Annotated in this window: 18 protein-coding genes and 1 pseudogene; 9 read left to right on the top strand and 10 right to left on the bottom strand. The window is 66.2% G+C overall.

Annotated elements, in window-relative coordinates; all coding sequences use genetic code 11:
* The first annotated feature begins 95 nt into the window (after window positions 1-95).
* The 5 genes from pdhA to FHY19_RS16950 all read left to right on the top strand — a co-directional run bounded on the left by pdhA (window position 96) and on the right by FHY19_RS16950 (window position 6428).
* Complete coding sequence (pdhA, locus tag FHY19_RS16970; protein WP_259167390.1) at window positions 96-1184, top strand: pyruvate dehydrogenase (acetyl-transferring) E1 component subunit alpha; 1089 nt, start codon at window positions 96-98, stop codon at window positions 1182-1184.
* Window positions 1177-2247, top strand: a complete 1071-nt coding sequence (locus FHY19_RS16965; RefSeq protein ID WP_259167389.1) for an alpha-ketoacid dehydrogenase subunit beta — start codon at window positions 1177-1179, stop codon at window positions 2245-2247. The genes pdhA and FHY19_RS16965 overlap by 8 nt, the downstream gene beginning before the upstream one ends.
* Window position 2248: 1 nt before the next feature.
* Entirely contained in the window at window positions 2249-2632 is a 384-nt protein-coding gene (locus tag FHY19_RS16960) for an SH3 domain-containing protein (protein WP_259155847.1), read from the top strand.
* Window positions 2629-4257: a dihydrolipoamide acetyltransferase family protein gene (locus FHY19_RS16955; RefSeq protein WP_259167388.1), complete on the top strand. Its 1629-nt coding sequence runs from the start codon at window positions 2629-2631 to the stop codon at window positions 4255-4257. The genes FHY19_RS16960 and FHY19_RS16955 overlap by 4 nt, the downstream gene beginning before the upstream one ends.
* A gap of 881 nt (window positions 4258-5138) precedes the next feature.
* Entirely contained in the window at window positions 5139-6428 is a 1290-nt protein-coding gene (locus FHY19_RS16950) for a DEAD/DEAH box helicase (RefSeq protein WP_259167387.1), read from the top strand.
* A gap of 308 nt (window positions 6429-6736) precedes the next feature.
* Here FHY19_RS16950 and FHY19_RS16945 read toward each other — a convergent pair whose 3' ends face one another.
* The 3 genes from FHY19_RS16945 to FHY19_RS16935 all read right to left on the bottom strand — a co-directional run bounded on the left by FHY19_RS16945 (window position 6737) and on the right by FHY19_RS16935 (window position 7869).
* Complete coding sequence (locus FHY19_RS16945; protein WP_115045272.1) at window positions 6737-7069, bottom strand: DUF6172 family protein; 333 nt, start codon at window positions 7067-7069, stop codon at window positions 6737-6739.
* Between the two features lie 60 nt (window positions 7070-7129).
* The gene (locus FHY19_RS16940; protein WP_259167386.1) at window positions 7130-7339 is read right to left on the bottom strand and encodes a hypothetical protein; all 210 of its coding nucleotides are present in this window, start codon (window positions 7337-7339) and stop codon (window positions 7130-7132) included.
* 125 nt (window positions 7340-7464) lie between these two features.
* The gene (locus FHY19_RS16935) at window positions 7465-7869 is read right to left on the bottom strand and encodes a helix-turn-helix domain-containing protein (RefSeq protein WP_259167385.1); all 405 of its coding nucleotides are present in this window, start codon (window positions 7867-7869) and stop codon (window positions 7465-7467) included.
* A 130-nt stretch (window positions 7870-7999) separates the two neighbouring features.
* On the opposite strand from FHY19_RS16935, the gene FHY19_RS16930 reads away from it, so the two are divergent.
* A complete protein-coding gene (locus FHY19_RS16930; protein ID WP_259167384.1) occupies window positions 8000-8755 on the top strand; it encodes an SDR family oxidoreductase in 756 nt (251 codons plus the stop codon).
* 159 nt (window positions 8756-8914) lie between these two features.
* Here the strand turns inward: FHY19_RS16930 and FHY19_RS16925 are convergent.
* The 4 genes and pseudogenes from FHY19_RS16925 to FHY19_RS16910 all read right to left on the bottom strand — a co-directional run.
* Window positions 8915-9007, bottom strand: a pseudogene (locus FHY19_RS16925) (short-chain dehydrogenase/reductase); the annotation flags it as partial.
* Window positions 9008-9052: 45 nt separating this feature from the next.
* Window positions 9053-12142: an efflux RND transporter permease subunit gene (locus FHY19_RS16920; protein WP_259167383.1), complete on the bottom strand. Its 3090-nt coding sequence runs from the start codon at window positions 12140-12142 to the stop codon at window positions 9053-9055.
* On the bottom strand, window positions 12139-13287 hold the full coding sequence (locus FHY19_RS16915; RefSeq protein WP_259167382.1) for an efflux RND transporter periplasmic adaptor subunit: 1149 nt from the start codon (window positions 13285-13287) through the stop codon (window positions 12139-12141). Before FHY19_RS16915 ends, FHY19_RS16920 begins: the two co-directional genes overlap by 4 nt.
* A 77-nt stretch (window positions 13288-13364) precedes the next feature.
* Window positions 13365-13982 carry a TetR/AcrR family transcriptional regulator gene (locus FHY19_RS16910; RefSeq protein ID WP_259155858.1) on the bottom strand — a complete coding sequence of 206 codons (618 nt, stop codon included), beginning with the start codon at window positions 13980-13982 and terminating at the stop codon, window positions 13365-13367.
* Window positions 13983-14071: 89 nt separating this feature from the next.
* Here FHY19_RS16910 and FHY19_RS16905 point away from each other — a divergent pair, with 89 nt between their 5' ends.
* Complete coding sequence (locus FHY19_RS16905) at window positions 14072-15544, top strand: efflux transporter outer membrane subunit (RefSeq protein ID WP_259167381.1); 1473 nt, start codon at window positions 14072-14074, stop codon at window positions 15542-15544.
* Window positions 15545-15822: 278 nt separating this feature from the next.
* Here the strand turns inward: FHY19_RS16905 and FHY19_RS16900 are convergent, their stop codons facing one another.
* The 3 genes from FHY19_RS16900 to FHY19_RS16890 form a co-directional block, all read right to left on the bottom strand.
* Complete coding sequence (locus FHY19_RS16900; protein WP_259167379.1) at window positions 15823-16260, bottom strand: VirK family protein; 438 nt, start codon at window positions 16258-16260, stop codon at window positions 15823-15825.
* 134 nt (window positions 16261-16394) lie between these two features.
* The gene (locus tag FHY19_RS16895; RefSeq protein ID WP_167708303.1) at window positions 16395-16826 is read right to left on the bottom strand and encodes a VirK family protein; all 432 of its coding nucleotides are present in this window, start codon (window positions 16824-16826) and stop codon (window positions 16395-16397) included.
* A gap of 499 nt (window positions 16827-17325) precedes the next feature.
* Window positions 17326-18735, bottom strand: coding sequence for an FAD/NAD(P)-binding protein (locus FHY19_RS16890; protein ID WP_259167378.1), 1410 nt, complete (start codon window positions 18733-18735; stop codon window positions 17326-17328).
* 296 nt (window positions 18736-19031) lie between these two features.
* On the opposite strand from FHY19_RS16890, the gene FHY19_RS16885 reads away from it, so the two are divergent.
* The gene (locus tag FHY19_RS16885) at window positions 19032-19202 is read left to right on the top strand and encodes a hypothetical protein (RefSeq protein WP_259167377.1); all 171 of its coding nucleotides are present in this window, start codon (window positions 19032-19034) and stop codon (window positions 19200-19202) included.
* Window positions 19203-19451: 249 nt separating this feature from the next.
* Window positions 19452-20210: an SDR family NAD(P)-dependent oxidoreductase gene (locus tag FHY19_RS16880; protein WP_259167376.1), complete on the top strand. Its 759-nt coding sequence runs from the start codon at window positions 19452-19454 to the stop codon at window positions 20208-20210.
* The last annotated feature ends 720 nt before the right edge of the window (window positions 20211-20930 follow it).

The following is a 20930-nucleotide window of genomic DNA, read 5'->3' as shown; positions in this document are numbered from 1 at the left end:
CATTGTGTGCTGCGGTGCAGGACAGCGTTTTGCTTCGCCGTCCTTAACATGGCAACTCATATCATTTGAAACTTCTTGATGAAGGTGTCGCCGCAATGAGCGTAGCCGCGCAGTTCCAGATCGACTATCTGCAGTACATGGACGCGGGCGGCAACTTCGTCCGCGACGACCTGCCGGCCGACGCCGCCAACCCGCAGACCCTGCTTGCCCTGTTCAAGCGCATGCTGTTCGTGCGCACCTTCGACAGCAAGTCGGTGGCCCTGCAGCGCACCGGCAAGCTGGGCACCTACGCCGCCTGCCTGGGCCATGAGGCCACGCATGTGGGCATCGGTGCGTCGATGCGCAGCGGCGACGTGTTCGCGCCCAGCTACCGCGAGTACGGCACCATGTTCGAACGCGGCGTGCGTCCGCGCGACGTGCTGCTGTATTGGGGCGGCGACGAGCGCGGCAGCGATTATCCCCGCGATGCCGATGCGGCCATCGACTTCCCGATCTGCGTGCCGATCTCCACCCAGTGCCTGCATGCGGCCGGCTCGGCGCTGTCATTCAAGCTGCAGAACAAGCCGCAGGTAGCGGTGGCCTGCTGCGGCGATGGCGGCAGTTCCAAGACCGACTTCTATGCCGCGCTCAATTCGGCCGGCGCCTACAAGCTGCCGCTGATCCTGTGCGTGATCAACAACGGCTGGGCGATTTCGGTGCCGCGCTCGGCGCAGACCGGGGCGCAGACGCTGGCGCAGAAGGGCCTGGCCGGCGGCCTGCATTGCCTGCAGGTGGACGGCAACGACCTGATCGCGGTGCTCGAAGCGATGCGGCAGGCGCGCGGGCGTGCGCTGGCTGGCGACGGCGGCACGGTGATCGAGTTCATGACCTATCGCCTCACCGACCACACCACAGCCGACGATGCGCGCCGCTATCGCGGCGAAGACGAGGTCAAGCAGGCGTGGACGCGCGAACCGCTGCTGCGTCTGAGGACTTATCTCACCGCGCAAGGTCTGTGGGACCAGGAGCAGGAAGACGCGTGGAAGGCCGAATGCGGCGCGCGTATCGACGAAGAGGTCAACGCCTATCTCAATACCCCGGTGCAGCCGGTGGAAGCCATGTTCGATTATCTCTACGGCGACCCGCCGGCCCAGTTGCTGGCCCAGCGCGCCGAAGTGATGGCCCTGGAGGCGCGTCATGGATGAGCTCAAGCATGTGCACGCGGAAACCTCGCACCACGCCAGTGCCCCCTACAACGCCGCTGCCGCGCGCGGAGACAGTGCCATGAGCTCGCCCATCACCTTGATCGAAGCCATCACCCAGGCACTGGCCTGGGAGCTGGAACACGACCCCGCGGTGCTGGTGCTGGGCGAGGATGTCGGTGTCAACGGCGGCGTGTTCCGCGCCACCGCCGGCCTGCAGCAGCGCTTCGGCAGCGAGCGCGTGCTGGACACGCCGCTGGATGAAACCACCATCGCCGGCCTGAGCGTCGGCCTGGCTGCGCAGGGCATGAAGCCGGTGGCCGAAGCGCAGTTCGACGGCTTCGTGTACCCCATGGTCGATCACCTGATCTGCCACGCCGCACGCCTGCGCAACCGCACCCGCGGGCGCCTGCATTGCCCGATGGTGCTGCGCGTGCCGTGGGGCGGCGGTATCCGCGCACCGGAACACCACAGCGAAGCCAATGAGGCCATCTTCACCAACGTGCCCGGCCTGCGTGTGGTGTTGCCGTCCTCGCCGCAGCGCGCGTATGGCCTGTTGCTGGCCGCGATCCGCGACCCGGACCCGGTGATCTACATGGAGCCCAAGCGCATCTACCGCCAGTACAAGGAAGTGGTCGCCAACGATGGCGAAGCGCTGCCGCTGGACGTGTGCTTCGTGCTGCGCGACGGCACCGACGTCACCCTGGTCACCTGGGGCGCACAGGTCAAGGAAGCGCTGGAAGCGGCCGACAAACTCGCCGGCGAGGGCATCAGCGCCGAAGTCATCGACGTGGCTACGCTGCGCCCGCTGGACTTCGACACCATCGCCGAGTCGGTGGCCAAGACCGGCCGCTGCGTGATCGTGCAGGAAGCCCCGCGCACTGCTGGCTTCGGTGCCGAGATCGCCGCGCAGCTGGCGGAAAAATCGATGTACGACCTGCTCGCACCGGTCGAACGCGTCACCGGTTACGACACGCATATCCCGCTATTCCGGCTGGAAATGAAGTACCTGCCGAGCGTGGAGCGCATCGTCACGGCCGCCCGTCGCGCGGTGGCTGCCGGCTGACATGCGCGCCCGTCTGCTTTGCGAACATCGCGCCGCCTACGCCAACCCGGTCCGCTTTCAGGCGGGCCGGCAGGTAAGCGTGGGCGTACGCGATGAAGAATGGCCCGCGTTTGCCTGGGTCACTACCGACGACGGCCGTGCCGGCTGGGCGCCGCTGGCCTGGCTGCGCCCGCTTGGCGACGGCATGGCCGAAGCGCTGCGCGACTACGACGCACGCGAACTCGATGCCCGCCAGGGCGAGGACGTGTTGCTGCATCACGAACACGGCGGTTGGTGGTGGTCCGAGCGTGCCGATGGCGCGCAGGGCTGGCTGCCGGCAGCCGACCTGGAACTCCTCGACGACACCACGCCGCAGTTGCCTGCGGTGCAAGAGAATCTGCCATGAGCGAAGCCAAGAATTTTCATTTGCCCGACCTGGGCGAAGGCCTGCCCGATGCCACCATCGTCGAGTGGTTCGTCAAGGAAGGCGACAGCGTGCGCCTGGACGACCCGCTGGTCTCCATGGAGACCGCCAAGGCGGTGGTCGAGGTGCCGTCGCCGTTCTCAGGCACCGTGGTCAAGCTGGCCGGTGCAGCCGGCGATGTGATCGTGACCGGCTCCATGCTGGCGCAGTTCGCGCTGGACGCCTCGCAGCCGCAGCGCGCCGATGGCCAGGACACCGGGCATGGGCATGGGCACGGCGGCAACGCGCAGGCCGCAACCCCGAGTACCGGACAGAGCGCGGCTGGCCCCACCGAACGCGTCGTTGCCTCCGACAACGGTGGCGAAATCGCCGATGCCGACACAGACGCAAATGCAGCGTCCGACGCCGCAGGCGAGCGCGATGACGCCGGCACCGTGGTGGGTGCGATGCAGAGCTCCAACACCGTGCAGAGCGAACAGGCCATTGCGGTCGGCGGTGTCCGCGCCATGCCGGTCGTGCGCGCGCTCGCACGCAAGTTACGCGTGGACCTGGCCCAGGTACGCGCCACCGGCGCGGACGGCACGGTGACGCTGGCCGATGTAAAGCAGGCCGCAGCTGCGGGCACCGCGCAGCCCTCACCCGGCGCGCGTGGCGCGCCGACCTCTCCCGCAAGCGGGAGAGGTGGTCCGTTCAATGATCCCGCAAGCGGGAGAACTGGTCCATTCGCCGATCCGGCAAGCGGGAGAACTGGTCCATTCGCCGATCCGGCAAGCGGGAGAGGTGGTCCGTTCGCTGAAGGTGACAGAGCCAACGGGATCGCTGACCACGGCAGGGATCGAGCGGGAACGGCGACCCTTCTCCCGCCTGCGGGAGAAGGTGCCCGCAGGGCGGATGAGGGCACCACTGCCCGCTCGCCGCTGTCGGCCAGCGGCAAGCCGATGCGCACCCAATCGCCCGGCACCAACGTCAAGGGCCAGCCCGAACAGCTCAAGGGCGTGCGTCGCAACATGGCGCGGGTCATGGCCGATGCGCATAGCAAGGTGGTGCCGACCACGCTCAACGACGATGCCGACCTGCACGCCTGGCAACCCGGCAACGATGTCACCGTGCGTCTGGTGCGCGCCATTGTGCGTGCGTGCCAGGCCGTGCCCGCGCTCAACGCCTGGTTCGACGGCGATGCGCTCAGCCGCACCCTGCACAACCAGGTCGATATCGGCATTGCGGTGGATACCGAAGAGGGCCTGTTCGTGCCCGCACTGCGGAATGCCGACATGCTGGACGCGCACGGCATCCGCGAGAGCGTCAACCGGCTGCGTCAGCAGGTGGAAAACCGCAGCATCGCCGCCTCGGAACTCAGCGGCTACACCATCTCGCTGTCCAACTTCGGCATGTTCGCCGGCCGTTACGCCACTCCGGTGGTGGTGCCGCCGTGCGTGGCCATCGTCGCCGCCGGCCGCGCGCGTTACCAGCTCACTCCGGTGATGGGCGGGGTGGAAACCCACAAGGTGATGCCGCTGTCGCTGACGTTCGATCACCGCGCCGCCACCGGCGGCGAAGCCGCACGCTTCCTGCGCGCACTGCTGGACGATCTGGCGCTGGCCAACTAACGCGCGGACAGCAGGACCATCGCGCCCACCGCCAGGTGGGCCCGGCCGGTCTTGAGGATCTCATCCGCACGCGACCGGGTCGGCGCTTGCAGTGCACGCGCTGCTTGGGAACCGTTGGCGGCAGGCCACCATGTCGCCCTCCATGGATAAAGTTGCGACGTGTGACACGATCGGTAAGTGCGCCGCTCGGTAAGGGCACCGCGCAGTCGACCCACCGTTTTTTTGTTTCAAGCATCTGACCGCGGCGGAATAACGCCTTGGTTGAAGTATTGGTCGCTTTGCGTTGTGCCCCGATGAGGCTTGAACACTGCGGGTGGATCAGTTGCAGAGCAGCCGATCTGCGGGTTTTCTGTAGGCCCCCTGCCCGCCCACCATCGCGGGACACGCTGCAAGTACGTCCTTGTAAGCTCTTACGCGGCATCCATGCCGCGTAAGGTCCCGCGACGGTGAGCGGGCAAGGACCTGTCGAGATGGTCGGTGTACGGGTGCAAGCAATGCATGACGTGCACTGTTTGGATCACGGGGCGTTCGCTCGACCTTCCACCATTTTCCATTGCAAGCCAGGCGACAGACCGACCTCCAACACGTAACCTGCAAACGTCTCGTCTGCCACGCAAGCCGAGCACGCTTTCAGGAAAGCAGCCGACCAACTGTCTGGTGCGGTGGCCTCGCCGCTTGCGGGACCGTGTGGCGGCATGGATGCCGCCACCGAGCCCCCAGGGATGGGTTCACGGCGTGTCCCGCAAGCGGTGAGGACACCGCGCACTCGACGCTGCGAGTTTGCTGCAGGGCCCTTGCCCGCCCACCGACGCAGTACCCAGCGGCAACCCAGCATGACGTCCCACCGACCATTGCAGTGCAAATGCCTGGATAATCGGTCCATGTCATTTGCCCATCTCTCGCTGTCGCCACAGCTGCAGCCATTTTTCGACACGGCGCTGGCACGCGCCGGTCACCGCACGCCCACACCGATCCAGCAGCAGGCAATTCCGGCCATGCTGCAGGGGCGCGATCTGATTGCGTTGGCGCAGACCGGCTCGGGCAAGACGCTGGCCTACGTACTGCCGCTGCTGCAGCAATGCTGTCTCGCCCCGGACACCGCGCCGCGCGTGCTCGGTGCGCTGGTGCTGGTGCCCACGCGCGAACTCGCCGCGCAGGTCGAAGACACCCTGCACCAGCTGGCCGCGCATCTGCCGCGGCGGCTCAAGATCGTGGCGGCCACCGGCGGCAGTTCGATCAATCCGCAGTTGCTTGCCCTGCGCGGTGGTGCCGATATCGTGGTCGCCACGCCCGGCCGCTTGCTGGACCTGGTGGATCACAATGCGCTGCGCCTGGGTGAAGTCGCCACGCTGGTGCTGGACGAGGCCGACCGCCTGCTCGAACTGGGCTTCGGCGCCGAGCTCGATCGCATCCTGGCCCTGCTGCCGGCGCAACGGCAGAGCGTGCTGTTCTCGGCCACGTTTCCGCCCGCCATCGCCTCGCTGGCCAAGCGTCGCCTGCGCGACCCGCTGCGCATCACCGTTGCCGCCACGCCAAAGGCTGCGCCAGCGATCGAACAACGCGCGATCTCCGTCGATGCCGGCCAGCGTACGCAGCTGCTGCGCCACCTGCTGCAGGAACACGGCTGGTCGCATGTGCTGGTGTTCGTCGCCAGCCGGCACACCGCCGACAAGGTCGCCGAAAAACTCACCAAGACCGGCATCAACGCGCAACCGCTGCATGGCGAGCTGAGCCAGGGCCGCCGCGAGCGTACGTTGTACGCCTTCAAGCAGCGCGAGCTGCAGGTACTGGTGGCCACCGATCTGGCCGGGCGCGGCATCGATATCGACGCGCTGCCGGCGGTGGTCAATTACGACCTGCCGCGCTCGACGGTGGACTACACCCACCGCATCGGCCGCACCGCGCGCGCAGGTGCCAGCGGCCTTGCGATCAGCTTCATCACCGCAGAGAGCCAGCCGCAATGGCGTTTGATCGAAAAACGCCAGGGCCTGCGCATACCGATCAGCGTTGTCGCCGGTTTCGAGCCGACCCCGGCGGCAGTGACGCCTGCGCCACAAGCGCCGTACAACGGCACGCGCGTTCCGGACGACAACGGCGGCATCAAGGGCAGGCGGCCGAGCAAGAAGGACAAATTGCGTGCGGCGGCGTCACAGGCAGGCAAGCGGGACTGAGCGTGGTCAATCACGCGTAACGCGCTGTCGGCGCGCGGATCTGGAGGGAACAGGAGCCACGCTTGAACATGCGGCACATGCGCAGGCCGGACAGCGTCAGGATGCGTCGATGCCGGTCTTGCGCACTCTTGTTACGTTGCGGCTGCGCAGATGACGGACATCGACTGCCGATGCCTGCCGCGTGCACACCATGCGATCTGATTTAGAGCCGCTTAGGCCACCCGCGGTGACGGCAAGGCGCATTGCCGAAGACGGCCATGCAAGGGTGCCAACGTAGCGGCAATCCACTGCCACGCCGGTGCAGCGCCTCAGTCCTGCTCGAAATCCAGCTCGCCGCCCGGGGCGCTGTCGCCATCGGCACGCGGGGTACGCTTGCCGGGCTTGCGCAGGATTTCCACGAAGAACTGCTCGCCGCCTTCGCTGGTCAGCGCATTGATCGCCCGGATCAGCTCGGCCGGCGGCAGCGGCGCGGCACTGGCCTCGTCCACCCCGAAACGCATGTCGAAGTCCCAGTAGTCCGCGCCCTCGGGCAGGTCCTTGCGGCGCTCGCGACGGATGTACTTGCGGATATCGTTCTTGCTGGCTTCCAGCAGACGGTCGCGGTTCTTGCCTTCGAGGTTGAGCTGGTAGGTCTTGCGCATGGGGACATCGGTTGGGGAACTGGCCGCCTATTGTGGGGCCACACGGCCCATCTGGGTGAATCATCGGCCGTTGGCCATGGACCGAGCGGGCGCCTGCGTGTACATGCGCACGATGGCGTGGTCGCCTTCGTGCCGGGGGAGCACACCGGTTCCGGCACGCCGATCGCGCATCGCTTCGAGCTCGCTGCGATCAGCGCAACGCAGCGCCGGCGTGGTGCATCGCGCGCGCTTGCCCTTGGCGCCGCCTTGGCCGCCGAGGCGCCTGTCCATGAGCGATCCGCCGTCTCCTTCGACGCGCCGACCCGATTCGCTCCCGGCCGATGCCAGGCAACGCCACATGCAAGCCTCTGCCACGTCAACTCGGCATGGCGCACGTGTGCATCAACCGCAGTCCCTCACCCTACCGTTGCCGTTTCCGGCACCACCGCTTGCGTGCCCGCGACGAACGCCTGCTCGGCGGCAATCACTTCATCGGCGTGATCCTGGCACCAGTGCAGCAGCGCCATCAGCGGCGCTTCAAGGGTGTCGCCCAACGGCGTGCGCCGGTATTGCACGGCCACCGGGGACGAGGAAATCACTTCCCTGCTGATCAAGCCGATCCGCTCCAGCCGCCGCAGCGCTTCGGTCAACGACTTGTGCGTCACCCCGTCCAGTTGCCGCTTGATCTGATTGAAGCGCGTCGGCCCGTTGCACAGCACCGTCATGATCATGACCGACCACTTGTTGGCGATCGGTTCCAGCACGGTGCGGATATCCGAGATGCGATAGAGGTCGCAGGGCGCAGTGGTTTCCTCGGCCATATCTAGTTACCTACAGGTGCGTAATTGAAACTAAGTATAGGATGGATATCATCTCGCCGGTACTGAAAATCGATTGGACGCGGTATCGCCGCGTCCAATCCCGCATCGACAACCAGCGAAGAGACTGTCCATGTCAACGAATGAGCTCCACGGCAAAGTGGCCCTGATTACCGGCGCCTCCAGCGGCATCGGTAACGCAACGGCCAAGAAACTCGCAGCGGCAGGAATGAAGGTGGGCCTTGCCGCACGCCGCATCGACCGGCTGCAGGCATTGAAGTCAGACATCGAGCAGGCGGGCGGCCAGGCCGTGGTGCTGGAAATGGATGTCGCCAGCAAGGACTCGGTCGCTGCCGGCGTCGCAGCCCTGATCGCCGCTTATGGCGCCATCGATGTGCTGGTCAACAACGCCGGCATCATGCCGCTGTCCAGCATCGATGACTTCCATACCGACGAATGGGACCAGATGATCGATGTCAATGTGAAAGGCGTGCTCAACGTGGCTGCAGCGGTGCTGCCACAGATGATCAAGCAGCATTCCGGCCACGTCTTCAATACCTCCTCGATCGCCGGGCGCAAGGTCTTCGGCCAGGGATTTGCGGTGTACTCGGCAAGCAAGTTTGCGGTGACCGCATTCACCGAAGGCCTGCGGATGGAAGTCGGCAAGAAGCACAACATCCGCGTCACCAGCATTCAACCCGGCATCGTCGCCACCGAACTTCCGGCACAGACCACCAGCGCGGAATATCAGGCAATGATGGCCGGTTATGCCGGCACGGTGCGGATGCTGGATCCGATGGATATTGCCGACACGATCCTGTTCGCAGCGCAGGCACCGGCGAACGTCAACATTGCCGAAGTGTATGTGGTGCCCACCGACCAGGTGTAACGGCTACCCGACCACTCCATGCAGCCGCCCCCGGCTGGGTGGGGCACGCGACGCTTTGGAGCCGCAGACAACACCACTGTGCGCACCGCCACCCGGGTGTGGTCGATGCTCGGAATCGGCATGCAGCATGCGCATTGACCAGTCGCCGCACGTGGATGCGGTGGTGGCCACGTCCTGCGGTTCCGGCGCGTTGTCGATGTAGCCGGTGACCGCACGGCTGGCCACCCCACGTTCGCGGTCATACTCGGCAAGGACTACACGCCTGGGCGGCGGCATCGCTGCCGCCGCCCAGGCGCCTTACGCGTGCTGTGCCACCGCCGGCGTGCTGCCGGTATCGGGGCGGATCTTGAACCAGATCGAATACATCGCCGGCAGGAACACCAGCGTCAGGATCGTGCCGGCCAGGGTGCCGCCGATCAGCGTGTAGGCCAGCGTGCCCCAGAACACCGAGTGCGTGAGCGGGATGAACGCCAGGATCGCCGCCAGCGCGGTCAGGATCACCGGCCTTGCACGCTGCACGGTGGCTTCCACCAGGGCATGGAACGGGTCCAGACCTTCGGCCTCGTTGTGATGGATCTGCCCGATCAGGATCAGCGTGTTGCGCATCAGGATGCCCGACAACGCGATCAGGCCCACCAGTGCGTTGATGCCGAAGGGTTGCTGGAACAGGATCAAGGTCGGGACCACGCCGATCAGGCCCAGCGGGCTGGTCAGGAACACCATCACCATCGCCGAGATCGAACGCACCTGCAGGATGATGATGAGCAAGGTGGCCGCCAGCATGATCGGGAACAGCGGCAGCATCGCCGTGGTTGCCTTGCCGGATTCCTCGATGGAACCAGCCTCCTTGATCTGATACCCGCTGGGCAGTTTTTCGATGATCGGCTGCAGTTGCCTGGTGATCGCCGCCGAGACATCCGGCGGCTGCAACTCCTCGCCGACATCGCCACCGACGGTGATGGTCGGCACGCGATCGCGACGCCGCATGACCGGCTCTTCCATCCGCACATCCACCTTGCCCACCTGCGACAACGGCACGCGCTGGCCATTGGCACCGGCCAGGGTGAAGTCGGCGATGCGTGCCGGATCGAAGCGCGTCTCGCCGGCAGAACGCGCCATTACCTGCACGCTGCGGATATCTTCGCGCACCAGCGTGACCGGCACGCCACTGAGCAGGAACTGCAGTTGCTGGGCGACGGCGGTCGAGGTCAGCCCCACCGCCTGCAGGCGGTCCTGGTCCAGGGTGAAATGCAGCGTGGGCGTGCGGGTGCCCCAGTCGGTGTTGACGGTGCGCAGCATCGGGCTGTCCTGCATCACCTGCCTGACCTGCGCGGCGATGCCCCGCAACACCTGCGGGTCCGGCCCGCTGACCCGGTACGCCACCGGGAACTGCGAGTACGGGCCGAAGGTGAGCTGGGTGACACGCACGCGTGCTTCGGATGCGAGGCCTTCGGAAATGGCCTTGCGCAAACGCAGCTTCAATGCATCGCGCTGGTGCTGGTCATCGGTACGGATCACGATCTTGGCAAACGAGGGGTCCGGCAACTCCGGGCCCATGGCCAGGAAGAAGCGCGGCGCGCCCTGCCCGATGTAGGCGGTGACGATCTTGGCTTCGTCCTGCCTGGCGAGCCAGGCTTCGACCTTGGCGGTGGCCGCGCTGGTCTGGTTGATCGAGGTTCCGTACGGCAGCTGCACTTCGACCAGGACCTCGGGGCGATCGGAGATCGGGAAGAACTGCTTCTTGACGATGCCCATGCCAACGATTGCGAGCACGAACAAGCCCACCACCGAGCCGGCCACCAGCCACTTGCGCGCAATCACGCGTGCCAAGGCAGTGCGAAAGCGGTTGTAGCGCGGCGTGTCATACATCGCGGCGTGGCCGCCTTCGACCTTCTTCAGATCCGGCAGCATCTTGACGCCCAGATATGGCGTGAACACCACCGCCACCACCCACGACACGATCAACGCAATGCCCACGATCCAGAACATGTTGCTGGTGTATTCGCCGGCGGTGGAGGCGGCAAAGCCGTTCGGCATGAAGCCGACGGCGGTCACCAGCGTGCCGGACAGCATCGGCGCGGCGGTATGGCTCCACGCATAGGCCGATGCGGCGACGCGGCTGTAGCCTTCCTCCATCTTCACCACCATCATCTCGATGGCGATGATGGCATCGTCCACCAACAGGCCCAGCGCCAGGATCAACGACCCCAGTGTGATGCGGTCGAAGTTCTTGCCGGTTGCCAGCATCACCACGAACACCGCCGCCAGCGTCAGCGGCACCGCCGCCGCCACCACGATGCCCACGCGCCAGCCCATGCTGACGAAGCACACCAGCATCACCACCAGCAAGGCGACGAAGAACTTGGTCATGAACTCGCCGACCGATGCGTCGATGTTGACCGCCTGGTCGGTGACCTTGCTCAGCGTCATGCCCAGCGGCAGCTCGGCATTGATCGCGCCCACTTCGCTGTCCAGCGACTTGCCCAACTCCAGCCCGTTCCAGCCATCGCGCATGATGATGCCCAGCAACAACGCCGGCTCGCCGCCGCTGCGGATCATGAAGGTGGACGGATCTTCATAGCCACGTTTGACCGTGGCGATATCCGACAGTTTCAGGGTGCGGCCCTGCACCACCAGCGGGGTGTCGCGAATCTTCTGCAGGCTGTCGAGCGCACCGTCCAGGCGAATGAACACCTGCGGACCGCGCGTCTCCACCGAACCCGCCGCATTCAAGGCGTTGCGCGCATTGAGTGCGGCAAACACGTCCTGCGGACTGATGCCCAGCGTAGCCAGGCGCTCGTGCGAGAACTCCACGAAGATGCGCTCGGGCTGCTCGCCGATGATGTTGACCTTCTTGACGCCCGGCACGTGCAACATGCGCTGGCGCAGGGTCTCGGCATCGCGCGCGAGCAGGCGTTGCGGTTCGCCCTTGGCCTTGAGGGCGAACAGCGCGAAGGTGACGTCGGCATATTCGTCGTTGACCATCGGCCCGATCACGCCGGCCGGCAGGTTGCCGACTTCGTCGCCCACCTTCTTGCGTGCCTGGTAGAACTGCTCCTGCACCTGGCTGGGCGGCGTGCTGTCCAGCAAGGTCAAGGTGGTGAACGCCAGCCCGGGGCGCGTATAGGTTTCGCTGCGGTCGTACCAGCGCAGTTCCTGCAGGCGCTTTTCGAGTTTCTCGGCCACCTGGTCCTGCATTTCCTGCGGCGTGGCACCCGGCCAGGCGGTCACGATGGTCATTACCTTGACGGTGAAGGCCGGGTCTTCGGCGCGACCGAGCTTGAGGAATGCGACCAGGCCGGCCAGCGAAATCAGGAAGATCAGGAACAGCGTGATCGAGCGCTCGCGCACCGCCAGCGCGGAGAGATTGAACCGGCCCTCGCTCACGGCTGCGCTCCTGCCGCGGTCGCGGTCCTGGCGCCGGTCGCACTGCCATTGGCGGGCGCGATCGTGGTGGCGACGCGCACCTGCTCGCCGTCGCGCAACAGGTGCGCACCCAGCGCCACGATGCGCTCGCCCCGCGCCAGCTTGCCGGCGACATTGGCGTGGTCGTCATCCAGGCCCAGCACCGTCACCGGCCGCCAGCGCACCTTGGCCGGATTGCCGGCAATCACCCACACGCCCGGCCCCTTGCCGGCGTCGAACAGCGCGGCCAGCGGCACCTGCAGCCCGGCCTGCGTGCCGGCAGCGGTGCCATCGGGAATGCGGATGCTCACCGTCGTTCCCAACGGCGCCTGCGCGAGCGCACCGTCGAGCACGTAGCGCGCCTCGAAGGTGCGGGTCAGCCGGTCGGCGCTTTCGGACAGCTGGCGCAAGGTGGCCGGCACGCTGACCGCGGCGTTGCCGAACAAGATGGCCTGGGCCACCGAGCCGACCTGCGGGCGCAGGGTTTCCGGCAACTGGATCACCGCCTCGCGCGGCCCGGCATGCGCCAGGCGTACCACCGGCTGGCCAGCTGCGACGACCTGGCCCGGCTCGACCAGAGTTTCCATCACCACGCCGTCGGCATCGGCCAGCAGGTCGGTATAGCGATTGGCATTGCGCGCGACATCGGCCTGCGCCTGGGCGGCGCTCAGCTGCGCCTTGGCCGCATCGGCCGCCGCCTTGATCTGGTCGTAGGCCGAGGCGGAGATGGCGCCAGTGCCGCGCAGGTCGCGATAACGGGCTTCATCGTCGGCGGTCTGCAGGGCACGGGCGCGGGCAGCGGCCACCGCGTCCTGCTGCGCACGCGCGGCCAGTTGCAGATCCACCGGGTCGATGCGCAGCAACGGCTGGCCACGTTTGACGCGCTGGCCGGCGTCGACCAGCCGCTCGGACACCTTGCCGGCGACGCGGAAGCCCAGGTCGCTCTGCACCCGCGCCGCGACGGTGCCGGAGAAACTGCGCGCCGCCGAGCTGGCATCGCCCACCGTGGCCACCCGGACCAGCGGGGTGGCGGTGCGTGGATCAGGCTGCGCCTTTCCGCCGCAGGCAACCAGTGCCAGCGGCAGGACAGACAGGACGAGGGGGGTAACGACGCGGCGCCGAAGCATGGGAATCCCGAAGCGATCTGATGAAGGCTCGCATCCTGGGACTTGTGACCAAATCAGTCAACAGTCACAAACAACTTTTAGGGTGACAGGCTGCGCAGGACCAAGCCCGACAACAGCGCAGGCATCTCTTCGATGTGCTCCAGGCTGTATTGCAGCATTGCCGGATTCATGTACGGGCGCAGTACCGCGTAGACGGCCTGGGCGGCCTCGTCCAGCGGCGTCTTGCGCTCGAAATCGCCATTGAGGCGGCCCTGCTGCAGCACATCGTGCACCAGTTTCTGCATGCGGACCTCGTAGGCGATGACCGATTGCCAGCGCTCGCTTGCTGCCGATGCGGCAATTTCGTAGAGCTTGCGATCCTGGAAGCACAAGCGCAGGCTGGCTTCGGTCATCACCTTGAAAAGTCTACGGATTTTCTCAGGCGCCTGGTCGGTTTCGTCCATCGCGGCGCAGACCTCGGTCTCGATCTGGCGCATGCAGTTGGTACAGATCGACTCGCCGATGGCCTGCTTGGACTCGAAGAACTTGTAGATGTAGGCCTTGGAGAACCCGATCGCCTTGGCCAGGTCCGAAACGGATGTCTTCTCATAGCCATAGCGGCTGAAGTGGTCGGTGGCGGCAACGACAATCTGGTCGCGCACGTCATGATCGACCGGACCTCGGCCTGAAACGGGGTAGCTGGATGCGTTATTCATTTCGACAGCTTAGCGCCGTCGCCCCCGACTTACAAAAGTGACCATTTCGTATTAAAGTCACTCAACATCTCCGCCACTCTGGTTTCGTCATGCCGTCACTCCGCACCCTTGCAGCGCTCATTGCCTCCAGCCTGGCCGCAGGCTGCGCGGTCGGCCCCAACTACGCCCGCCCGGACGCGCCGTTGCCGGACCACTACATCGGCCAGGCGGAAGTCACTGAACGGCAGGCAACCGCGCAGGCGGACCTGGCCACCTGGTGGAACGGCTTCAACGACCCGGACCTGAGCCGCTATGTCACCGCCGCACTGGCGCAGAATCTCGACCTGGCCCAGGCCACCGCACGCGTCACCCAGGCCCGCGCCGGGCTGACCGCCGCCACCGCCGCGCTGCTGCCTTCGGGCAACATCAGCGGCAACGCGACCCGCGCCTACCAGTCGCTGGAAACGCCGCTCGGCCAGGTGATCAGCAGCACGCCCAACTTCGACCGCTACGCGACGCTCTACGAGGCCAACCTGGGCGCGAGCTGGGAACTTGACCTGTTCGGCGGCCTGCGTCGCGGGCGCCAGGCCGCGCTGGCCGATTACCAGGCCAGCGAAGCCGGTGCCGCCGCCACCCGCCTGGCGGTGGCGGCGCAGACCGCCGATATCTACATCAGCATCCGCGGCCTGCAGGGGCGGCTGGAGGTGGCGCAGCGCCAGGTCGCCAACCAGCAGGGGCTGGTGTCGATGGTGACGCTGCTGCATGGCAAGGGACTGGCGCCCGAGCTGCAACTCCACCAGGCGCAAGGCGCGCTTGCGCAGGCGCAGGCGTCGGTGCCTGGCATCGAAAGTGGCCTAGTCGCGGCGATGAACGCCCTGGACGTGATGTTCGGTATGCCGCCCGGCACGCACCGAGCGGAACTGGCCGCCAGCAAGCCGATTCCGCTTGCACCGCAGATCGCCGACAGCGGCTCGCCGGCCGACCTGCTGCGCCGACGTCCCGACCTGATCGTGGCCGAGCGCCGCCTGGCTGCGTCCAATGCGCGCATCGGCGTGGCGATGTCCGAGTACTACCCCAAGTTCTCGCTCAGCGGCCTGCTCGGCAGCGCCACGGCCATCTCCGGCGGCAACCTGTTCACCGGCAATGCCGCGCAGTCGTCCGGTGTGCTGGGGCTGCGCTGGCGGCTGTTCGACTTCGGCCGCATCAATGCGCAGATCGCCCAGGCCAAGGGTCAGGAGGCCGAACAACTGGCGGCGTATCGCCTGGCCGTGTTGCGCGCCACCGAGGATGTCGAAAATGCGTTCACCGCGCTGGTCAAGCGTGAGCAGCAGGCAGCGGTGCTGTCACAGGGAGTGGATGCACTCGGCAAGGCGCGTGGCGCATCGGCCCTGGCCTATGAGAAAGGCACGGTGAGCCTGATCGAAGTGTTGAATGCCGACGACACGCTGCTGCGCGCGTCCGATGCACAGGTGCAGGCGCGCACGGACGCGGCGCGCAGTGCGGTGGCCGCCTTCAAGGCGCTGGGCGGTGGCTGGCAATCCAATGCCGCGGCGGTTGCGGTGCAACAGTCGTCACCGCGGTAACGTCGACACAGAGAAGATGCGGCCATGCAATCGCCGACCGCGGCCATTGCATGACATCGGCACGCGCGGTTCGCTCGCGTTAGACGCACCCCATGCGCTTCCCCGGTGAGAACTCCGTGTGCTCGGCGCAGCATTGGTGCTGATGGTGACTATGCATCGCCTGCATTCTGAGAATGTGCGCCCCTGGCCAGGCCGCATCGGTGTTGACGCTGTCGCGTGAGCGATGCGATGCGATGCGATGCCAACGCTAGCGTGGCATCGCGCACCGTATCGGCGCTCTAGTGCGCGTGGAATCGAATGCCTTGATCGATCGCGCATTGATACGCCAGCAATGGCCCGCGTTGCTGCAGGCTCGGCAGGTCGTACATGTAGGTGGTCAACCGCACCCGATTGTCCGGCCCCACTTGATAGCGCTGAAATTGCTGAAACGGCCGGCCATCGCTGCTGGCGGCAATGAACTGCGTATCGGAAAACGCCAGCGTCCCATCGGCGGTCAACCGGTACGCACCGATGCGCACACCGCCGCGGCTCTGGCTGGATGCGGTCCCCGGCTCGGCCGTGCAGCGTGAAAGATCCACCGACACCGCAACCGCGCGCCCCGCTTCCAGCGCATCGATCAAGCTGGCCTGGCTGCTCAACGATTCGGTGGCGAACGCAGGCAGCGCCGCGCTGCATAGCGCGGCGACAACGAGTGAAAAGCCTGGATGTGACGGCATGCGGGTTTCCTCGACAAGTCAGTGGCGGGATATGTGAATTGCAGCATTCGCGAGTTGAAACAGTTGCAACCACTGCAGGCTGCAGTGCACGCGATGGCGCTGCTGCAGCCCGCAGTCGTCACGGTGTAATGCACTCAATCGGCGTGGAAGCGGATGCCTTGATTGATCGTGCATTGATACGCCAGCACCGGCCCGCGTTGCTGCAGTCCCGGCAGGTCGTACATGTAGGTGGTGAAACGCACGCTGCCATCCGGGCGCAGCTGATAACGCATGAACTGCTGGATCGGCTTGCCATCGTTGGCCACGGTGAAATGCGAGCCGGAGAACGCGGCGGTGCCGTCCTCGGTGATGCGGTACGCGTCGATATGGCGGCCGCCACGGGTCTGCGTGACCGGCGTGCCTTGTTCGGGTGTGCAGCGGCCAAGGTCGGTGGTCAGGCTGACGTCGTAACCGGATTCCAGGGCTGCAAGCACTTCAGCGCGGGTATTGAGCGATTCGCTGGCCCAGGCGGGCAGCGTGCAAGCGCACAGCGTGGCGAGCAAGGCAGCGGGAGCAAGACGGGGCATGGCAGACTCCAGGCGGACGAGGGAATGAAGCGGTCTGGACTGTAGTCAGCCCAGGCCGATCAACATGACCTAGTCCTGTCTGCACCGGTGCAGTGCGCTACGCATCACGCTGCATGATTGCGCTGCTTGGCGAAGTCGAGGCGAGATTGCGGGATGCGGGCTATGCCTGCGCGCGCAGAGGCTGCTGATGGGCGATCGAACATGCTTGTTGCTAACGGCAGACGTTGGGAGCATCACGCAAGGAGCTTACTTCTGCACAGCACAGTGAGTAGCTCGCACCAACCAAACTCGGGTTCCCGATGGAAGGCGCGACAAGGTCCCTCTCCCGTCGGCAGAGGAATTGGGATGACGGCAAGAAGCGCAGCTGTTCGCCTCGTCCAGCTGCACGAGGCTGCGCGCGTCCCCTCATCCGGCGCTGACGCGCCACCTTGTCCCGATGGGAGAGGGATTCAGAGCCGCTCTCCCGTCGGGAAAGGAATCAGGGTGAGGGTAATGCCACCTACAAGCGCGCATTTACCTCCCTCGGCAGTGGCTCCGGCTCTGGCTGTAACGCCGGCATCGCGCCCAACAACAAGCGCTCGGCCAATGCACGCGTGGCCACGCGCAACTCCGGCACCGCGGTGATTTCCCAATAGCGCCCACGCAATAACGGACCCACGCAATACAGCCCCTGCACGATCTGCCCCGCGCCATCGCGCACGCGCAGTTGCGCATCGGTGTCCACCCCCAGGCCCAGCGGATCGGCGCGCAACAGGCCGGCTTCGCGCATACCGGCAATCAGCGGGTCGCTGGTACGGTCGATATCGGTGTCCAGACCGGTAGCGCGGATCACCGCATCGAAGCGTTGCGTCTGCGCATCGGCAGCCGCACGCGGACGGATCACTGCCTCCACGCCATCGGGTACCCAGCGCGCACGCAGCAGCCGCGCCGCGACGATCTGCAATTGGCCGGAAGCCTGCAACTGCTGCAAGTGCTCGGCCGCACCCGGCGCGACGCGATGCCGCGCCACTTCCCAATAGGGGCGCAGATGCCGCAGGAAGCGTGCACGCTGCGCCAGCACCAGCCGCTGCCACAGCGGCTGCAGATGCGGGCGCAGTGCATCCACCACGCGACGCCAATCGTCCACCACCGCGCTGAGCTGTCGTACACCGCGCAGCAGCCCGCGCAGATCCGCATCCTTGAGCGCGCGCTGCAGATGCGGCGGCAATTCCAGCGGCGCGCCGGGCTGACGCAGATGCGCCTGCGGGGCCAATCCACGGCGCGAAATCGCCAGCATGCGGCCGCGGTGCCCGCGTGCGTGCAGGGTCAACGCCACATCCACCATGGTCAACCCGGTGCCCACGATCAGCACGTCATCGTCCGGCCCCAGCCGCGACAATGCATCGCCCTGCCATGGCCAGCCGATGTACCGCGCATGCACGCTCAGACGCGGGCCGATACCGGCCAGCGCCTGCGGCTGCAGCGCACCGACCGCCAGCACCACGCGGTCGCTATGGAAGGCATCGCCGTTTGCAAGAAACACACGAAAACCGCGACGCGCGCGCTCCACCGCCACCGCTTCCTGCGACAGCCGCATCACCGATGCCTGCGCACCGCTGACGGCCGCGTCCAGCTCGCTGCGGAGATAGTCGCCGTAGGCAAGCCGCGGCAGGAATTCCAGCCGCCCGCTCTCGCCCAGATGCAGGGTATCGGCGAAGGCCCCGGGTGCCTGCGCGTCGATGCCCAGATCCTTGGCACGCACGTTGAGCAGATGTTCCGGTCGCGCAGCGCCATAGGCGATGCCGCTGCCGAAGGTCTCGGTGACGCCGACCAGGGTGATGCGCACCTGCGCGTCGGCCGTCTGCGCCAGTGCACGGACCAGCGCGGTGCCGCAGAAGCCGGCGCCGATGACGGTGATATGGGTTTCCATGTGCAACTCCCCACTGAATGACCCGCACGTTGTGCCCTCAGCGCGGCGTGGTTGTGTAAACAAACTGTTAGCGGCGAGCGGCCGGAAAGGCATGAGCTCATCGCCAGCAGTGATGAGGCTTGTGGCGCAGGCCACGCGTGTTGCAGATGGCAGTGAGATGACAGCGGCCGCCACTGCAATCGGCGCTGCGATGCGGGCTGCAGACGATGGGTTTGGCCTGCGCTGCGCAGTGCTCGGGGTAGCCGGCGAGGCCGCAGTTTGCTGCGTGGCGGTGCAGCTGCACGGAAGAGTGTCGGGTGTTGCTGCTGTTGCTGTTGCTGTTGCTGTTGCTGTTGCTGTTGCTGTTGCTGTTGCTGTTGCTGTTGCTGTTGCTGTTGCTGTTGCTGTTGCTGTTGCTGGTGCTGGTGCTGGTGCTGGTGCTGGTGCTGTTGCTGTTGCTGGTGCTGGTGCTGGTAGATTTGGAGTGATCTCGATTCTGTGCTGGCGCTGGTAATGCACCGGCGCCATTCTTGTTGGGTGCTTGGGTCAACAAGAAGCCAAGCACCTTGTGGTGTCGGGCGCATGACCCTCCAACGACGTGGACAGCGCCTTGCAGTCTGCTGCGTGCCTGACCCACTGAAGCCTCGCGTGTCCGAATATCCGATGACAGGCACACGCGTCGACCATGTCGCTACCCAGCTGTTCGATAATTGGGGTTTTACGAACTGAGGAACGCCATGTCTCTTTCTGCACACCGTGCGCAACGCGTGTTGATCGCCGGTGGTAGCCGCGGCATCGGCCTGGCGATCGCCGAGGCGTTCGTGCACAGCGGCGCCCGGGTGTCGATCTGCGCGCGCAACGCAGATGGCTTGGCGCAGGCGGCTAAGACCTTGGCAGCCCACGGCGCGCCGGTGCATACCCTGCCCTGCGATCTCGCCGACGCTGCACAGATCCAGACGTACGTGCAGACAGCGGCGCAGGCGCTGGGTGGCCTGGACGTGGTGATCAACAACGCATCCGGCTACGGGCACGGCAACGACGACGCCAGCTGGCAGGCGGGGCTGGAGGTCGACCTGATGGCGGCAGTGCGCTGCAATCGCGCCGCAATACCGTATCTGCGCAGCAGCGATGCAGCGGTGATCCTCAACATCAGCTCGATCAACGCCCAGCGCCCGACACCGCGAGCCATCGCCTATTCCACCGCAAAGGCGGCGCTCAATTACTACACCACCACGCTCGCCGCCGAACTTGCGCGCGAACGCATCCGCGTCAATGCAATCGCACCGGGTTCCATCGAATTCCCCGAAGGCTTGTGGGCACGCCGCCGCGATGAAGAGCCGGAACTGTATGCACGCATTCGCGACAGCATCCCATTCGGCGGTTTCGGGCAGGTGCAGCACATTGCCGATGCCGCGTTGTTTCTGGCATCGCCACAAGCGTGCTGGATCACCGGGCAGGTGCTGGCGGTGGATGGCGGGCAGGCGCTGGGCGTGTAGGCCGGGCTGCCCCGGCGAAGGTGCCGCTGCCCATACACCCGTAGGAGCGTGCCTGCGCGCGACGAGGCTCTACCGGTAACGCCTCGTCGCGCTCGGGCGCGCTCCTACGAACGGCAGGCACCTGCGCTCCATGCGACGCGCAGTGACAACCTGCAGCTACGGACGGTGGATCGCAGACAGGCTCTGGGCCTGTAGGCCGGGCTGCGCCGGCAAAGATGCCGCTGCCCATACACCTGTAGGAGCGTGCCTGCGCGCGACGAGGCTCTACCGGTAACGCCTCGTCGCGCTCGGGCGCGCTCCTACGAACGGCAGGCACCTGCGCTCCATGCGACGCACAGTGGCAACCTGCAGCTACGGACGGTGGATCGCAGTCAGGCGTTGGGCGTGTAGGCCGGGCTGCGCCGGCGAAGATGCCGCTGCCCGTACACCTGTAGGAGCGTGCCTGCGCGCGACGAGGCTCTACCGGTAACGCCTCGTCGCGCTCGGGCGCGCTCCTACGAACGGCAGGCACCTGCACTCCATGCGACGCACAGTGGCAACCTGCAGCTACGGACGGTGGATCGCAGACAGGCTCTGGGCGTGTAGGCCGGGCTGCGCCGGCAAAGATGCCGCTGCCCATACACCTGTAGGAGCGTGCCTGCGCGCGACGAGGCTCTACCGGTAACGCCTCGTCGCGCTCGGGCGCGCTCCTACGAACAGCAGGCGCCTGCGCTCCATGCG

The organism is Xanthomonas sp. 4461, from assembly GCF_024806475.1.
In the GTDB taxonomy this organism is placed as follows: Bacteria; Pseudomonadota; Gammaproteobacteria; order Xanthomonadales; family Xanthomonadaceae; genus Xanthomonas; species Xanthomonas arboricola_F.
This window is presented reverse-complemented; position numbering and strand designations above follow the sequence as displayed.

Coding starts and splice junctions, on each gene's coding strand:
- pdhA (WP_259167390.1), top strand. CDS start 96: ATGAGCGTAGCCGCGCAGTTCCAGATCGACTATCTGCAGTACATGGAC.
- FHY19_RS16965 (WP_259167389.1), top strand. CDS start 1,177: ATGGATGAGCTCAAGCATGTGCACGCGGAAACCTCGCACCACGCCAGT.
- FHY19_RS16960 (WP_259155847.1), top strand. CDS start 2,249: ATGCGCGCCCGTCTGCTTTGCGAACATCGCGCCGCCTACGCCAACCCG.
- FHY19_RS16955 (WP_259167388.1), top strand. CDS start 2,629: ATGAGCGAAGCCAAGAATTTTCATTTGCCCGACCTGGGCGAAGGCCTG.
- FHY19_RS16950 (WP_259167387.1), top strand. CDS start 5,139: ATGTCATTTGCCCATCTCTCGCTGTCGCCACAGCTGCAGCCATTTTTC.
- FHY19_RS16945 (WP_115045272.1), bottom strand. CDS start 7,069: ATGCGCAAGACCTACCAGCTCAACCTCGAAGGCAAGAACCGCGACCGT.
- FHY19_RS16940 (WP_259167386.1), bottom strand. CDS start 7,339: ATGGACAGGCGCCTCGGCGGCCAAGGCGGCGCCAAGGGCAAGCGCGCG.
- FHY19_RS16935 (WP_259167385.1), bottom strand. CDS start 7,869: ATGGCCGAGGAAACCACTGCGCCCTGCGACCTCTATCGCATCTCGGAT.
- FHY19_RS16930 (WP_259167384.1), top strand. CDS start 8,000: ATGTCAACGAATGAGCTCCACGGCAAAGTGGCCCTGATTACCGGCGCC.
- FHY19_RS16915 (WP_259167382.1), bottom strand. CDS start 13,287: ATGCTTCGGCGCCGCGTCGTTACCCCCCTCGTCCTGTCTGTCCTGCCG.
- FHY19_RS16910 (WP_259155858.1), bottom strand. CDS start 13,982: ATGAATAACGCATCCAGCTACCCCGTTTCAGGCCGAGGTCCGGTCGAT.
- FHY19_RS16905 (WP_259167381.1), top strand. CDS start 14,072: ATGCCGTCACTCCGCACCCTTGCAGCGCTCATTGCCTCCAGCCTGGCC.
- FHY19_RS16900 (WP_259167379.1), bottom strand. CDS start 16,260: ATGCCGTCACATCCAGGCTTTTCACTCGTTGTCGCCGCGCTATGCAGC.
- FHY19_RS16895 (WP_167708303.1), bottom strand. CDS start 16,826: ATGCCCCGTCTTGCTCCCGCTGCCTTGCTCGCCACGCTGTGCGCTTGC.
- FHY19_RS16890 (WP_259167378.1), bottom strand. CDS start 18,735: ATGGAAACCCATATCACCGTCATCGGCGCCGGCTTCTGCGGCACCGCG.
- FHY19_RS16880 (WP_259167376.1), top strand. CDS start 19,452: ATGTCTCTTTCTGCACACCGTGCGCAACGCGTGTTGATCGCCGGTGGT.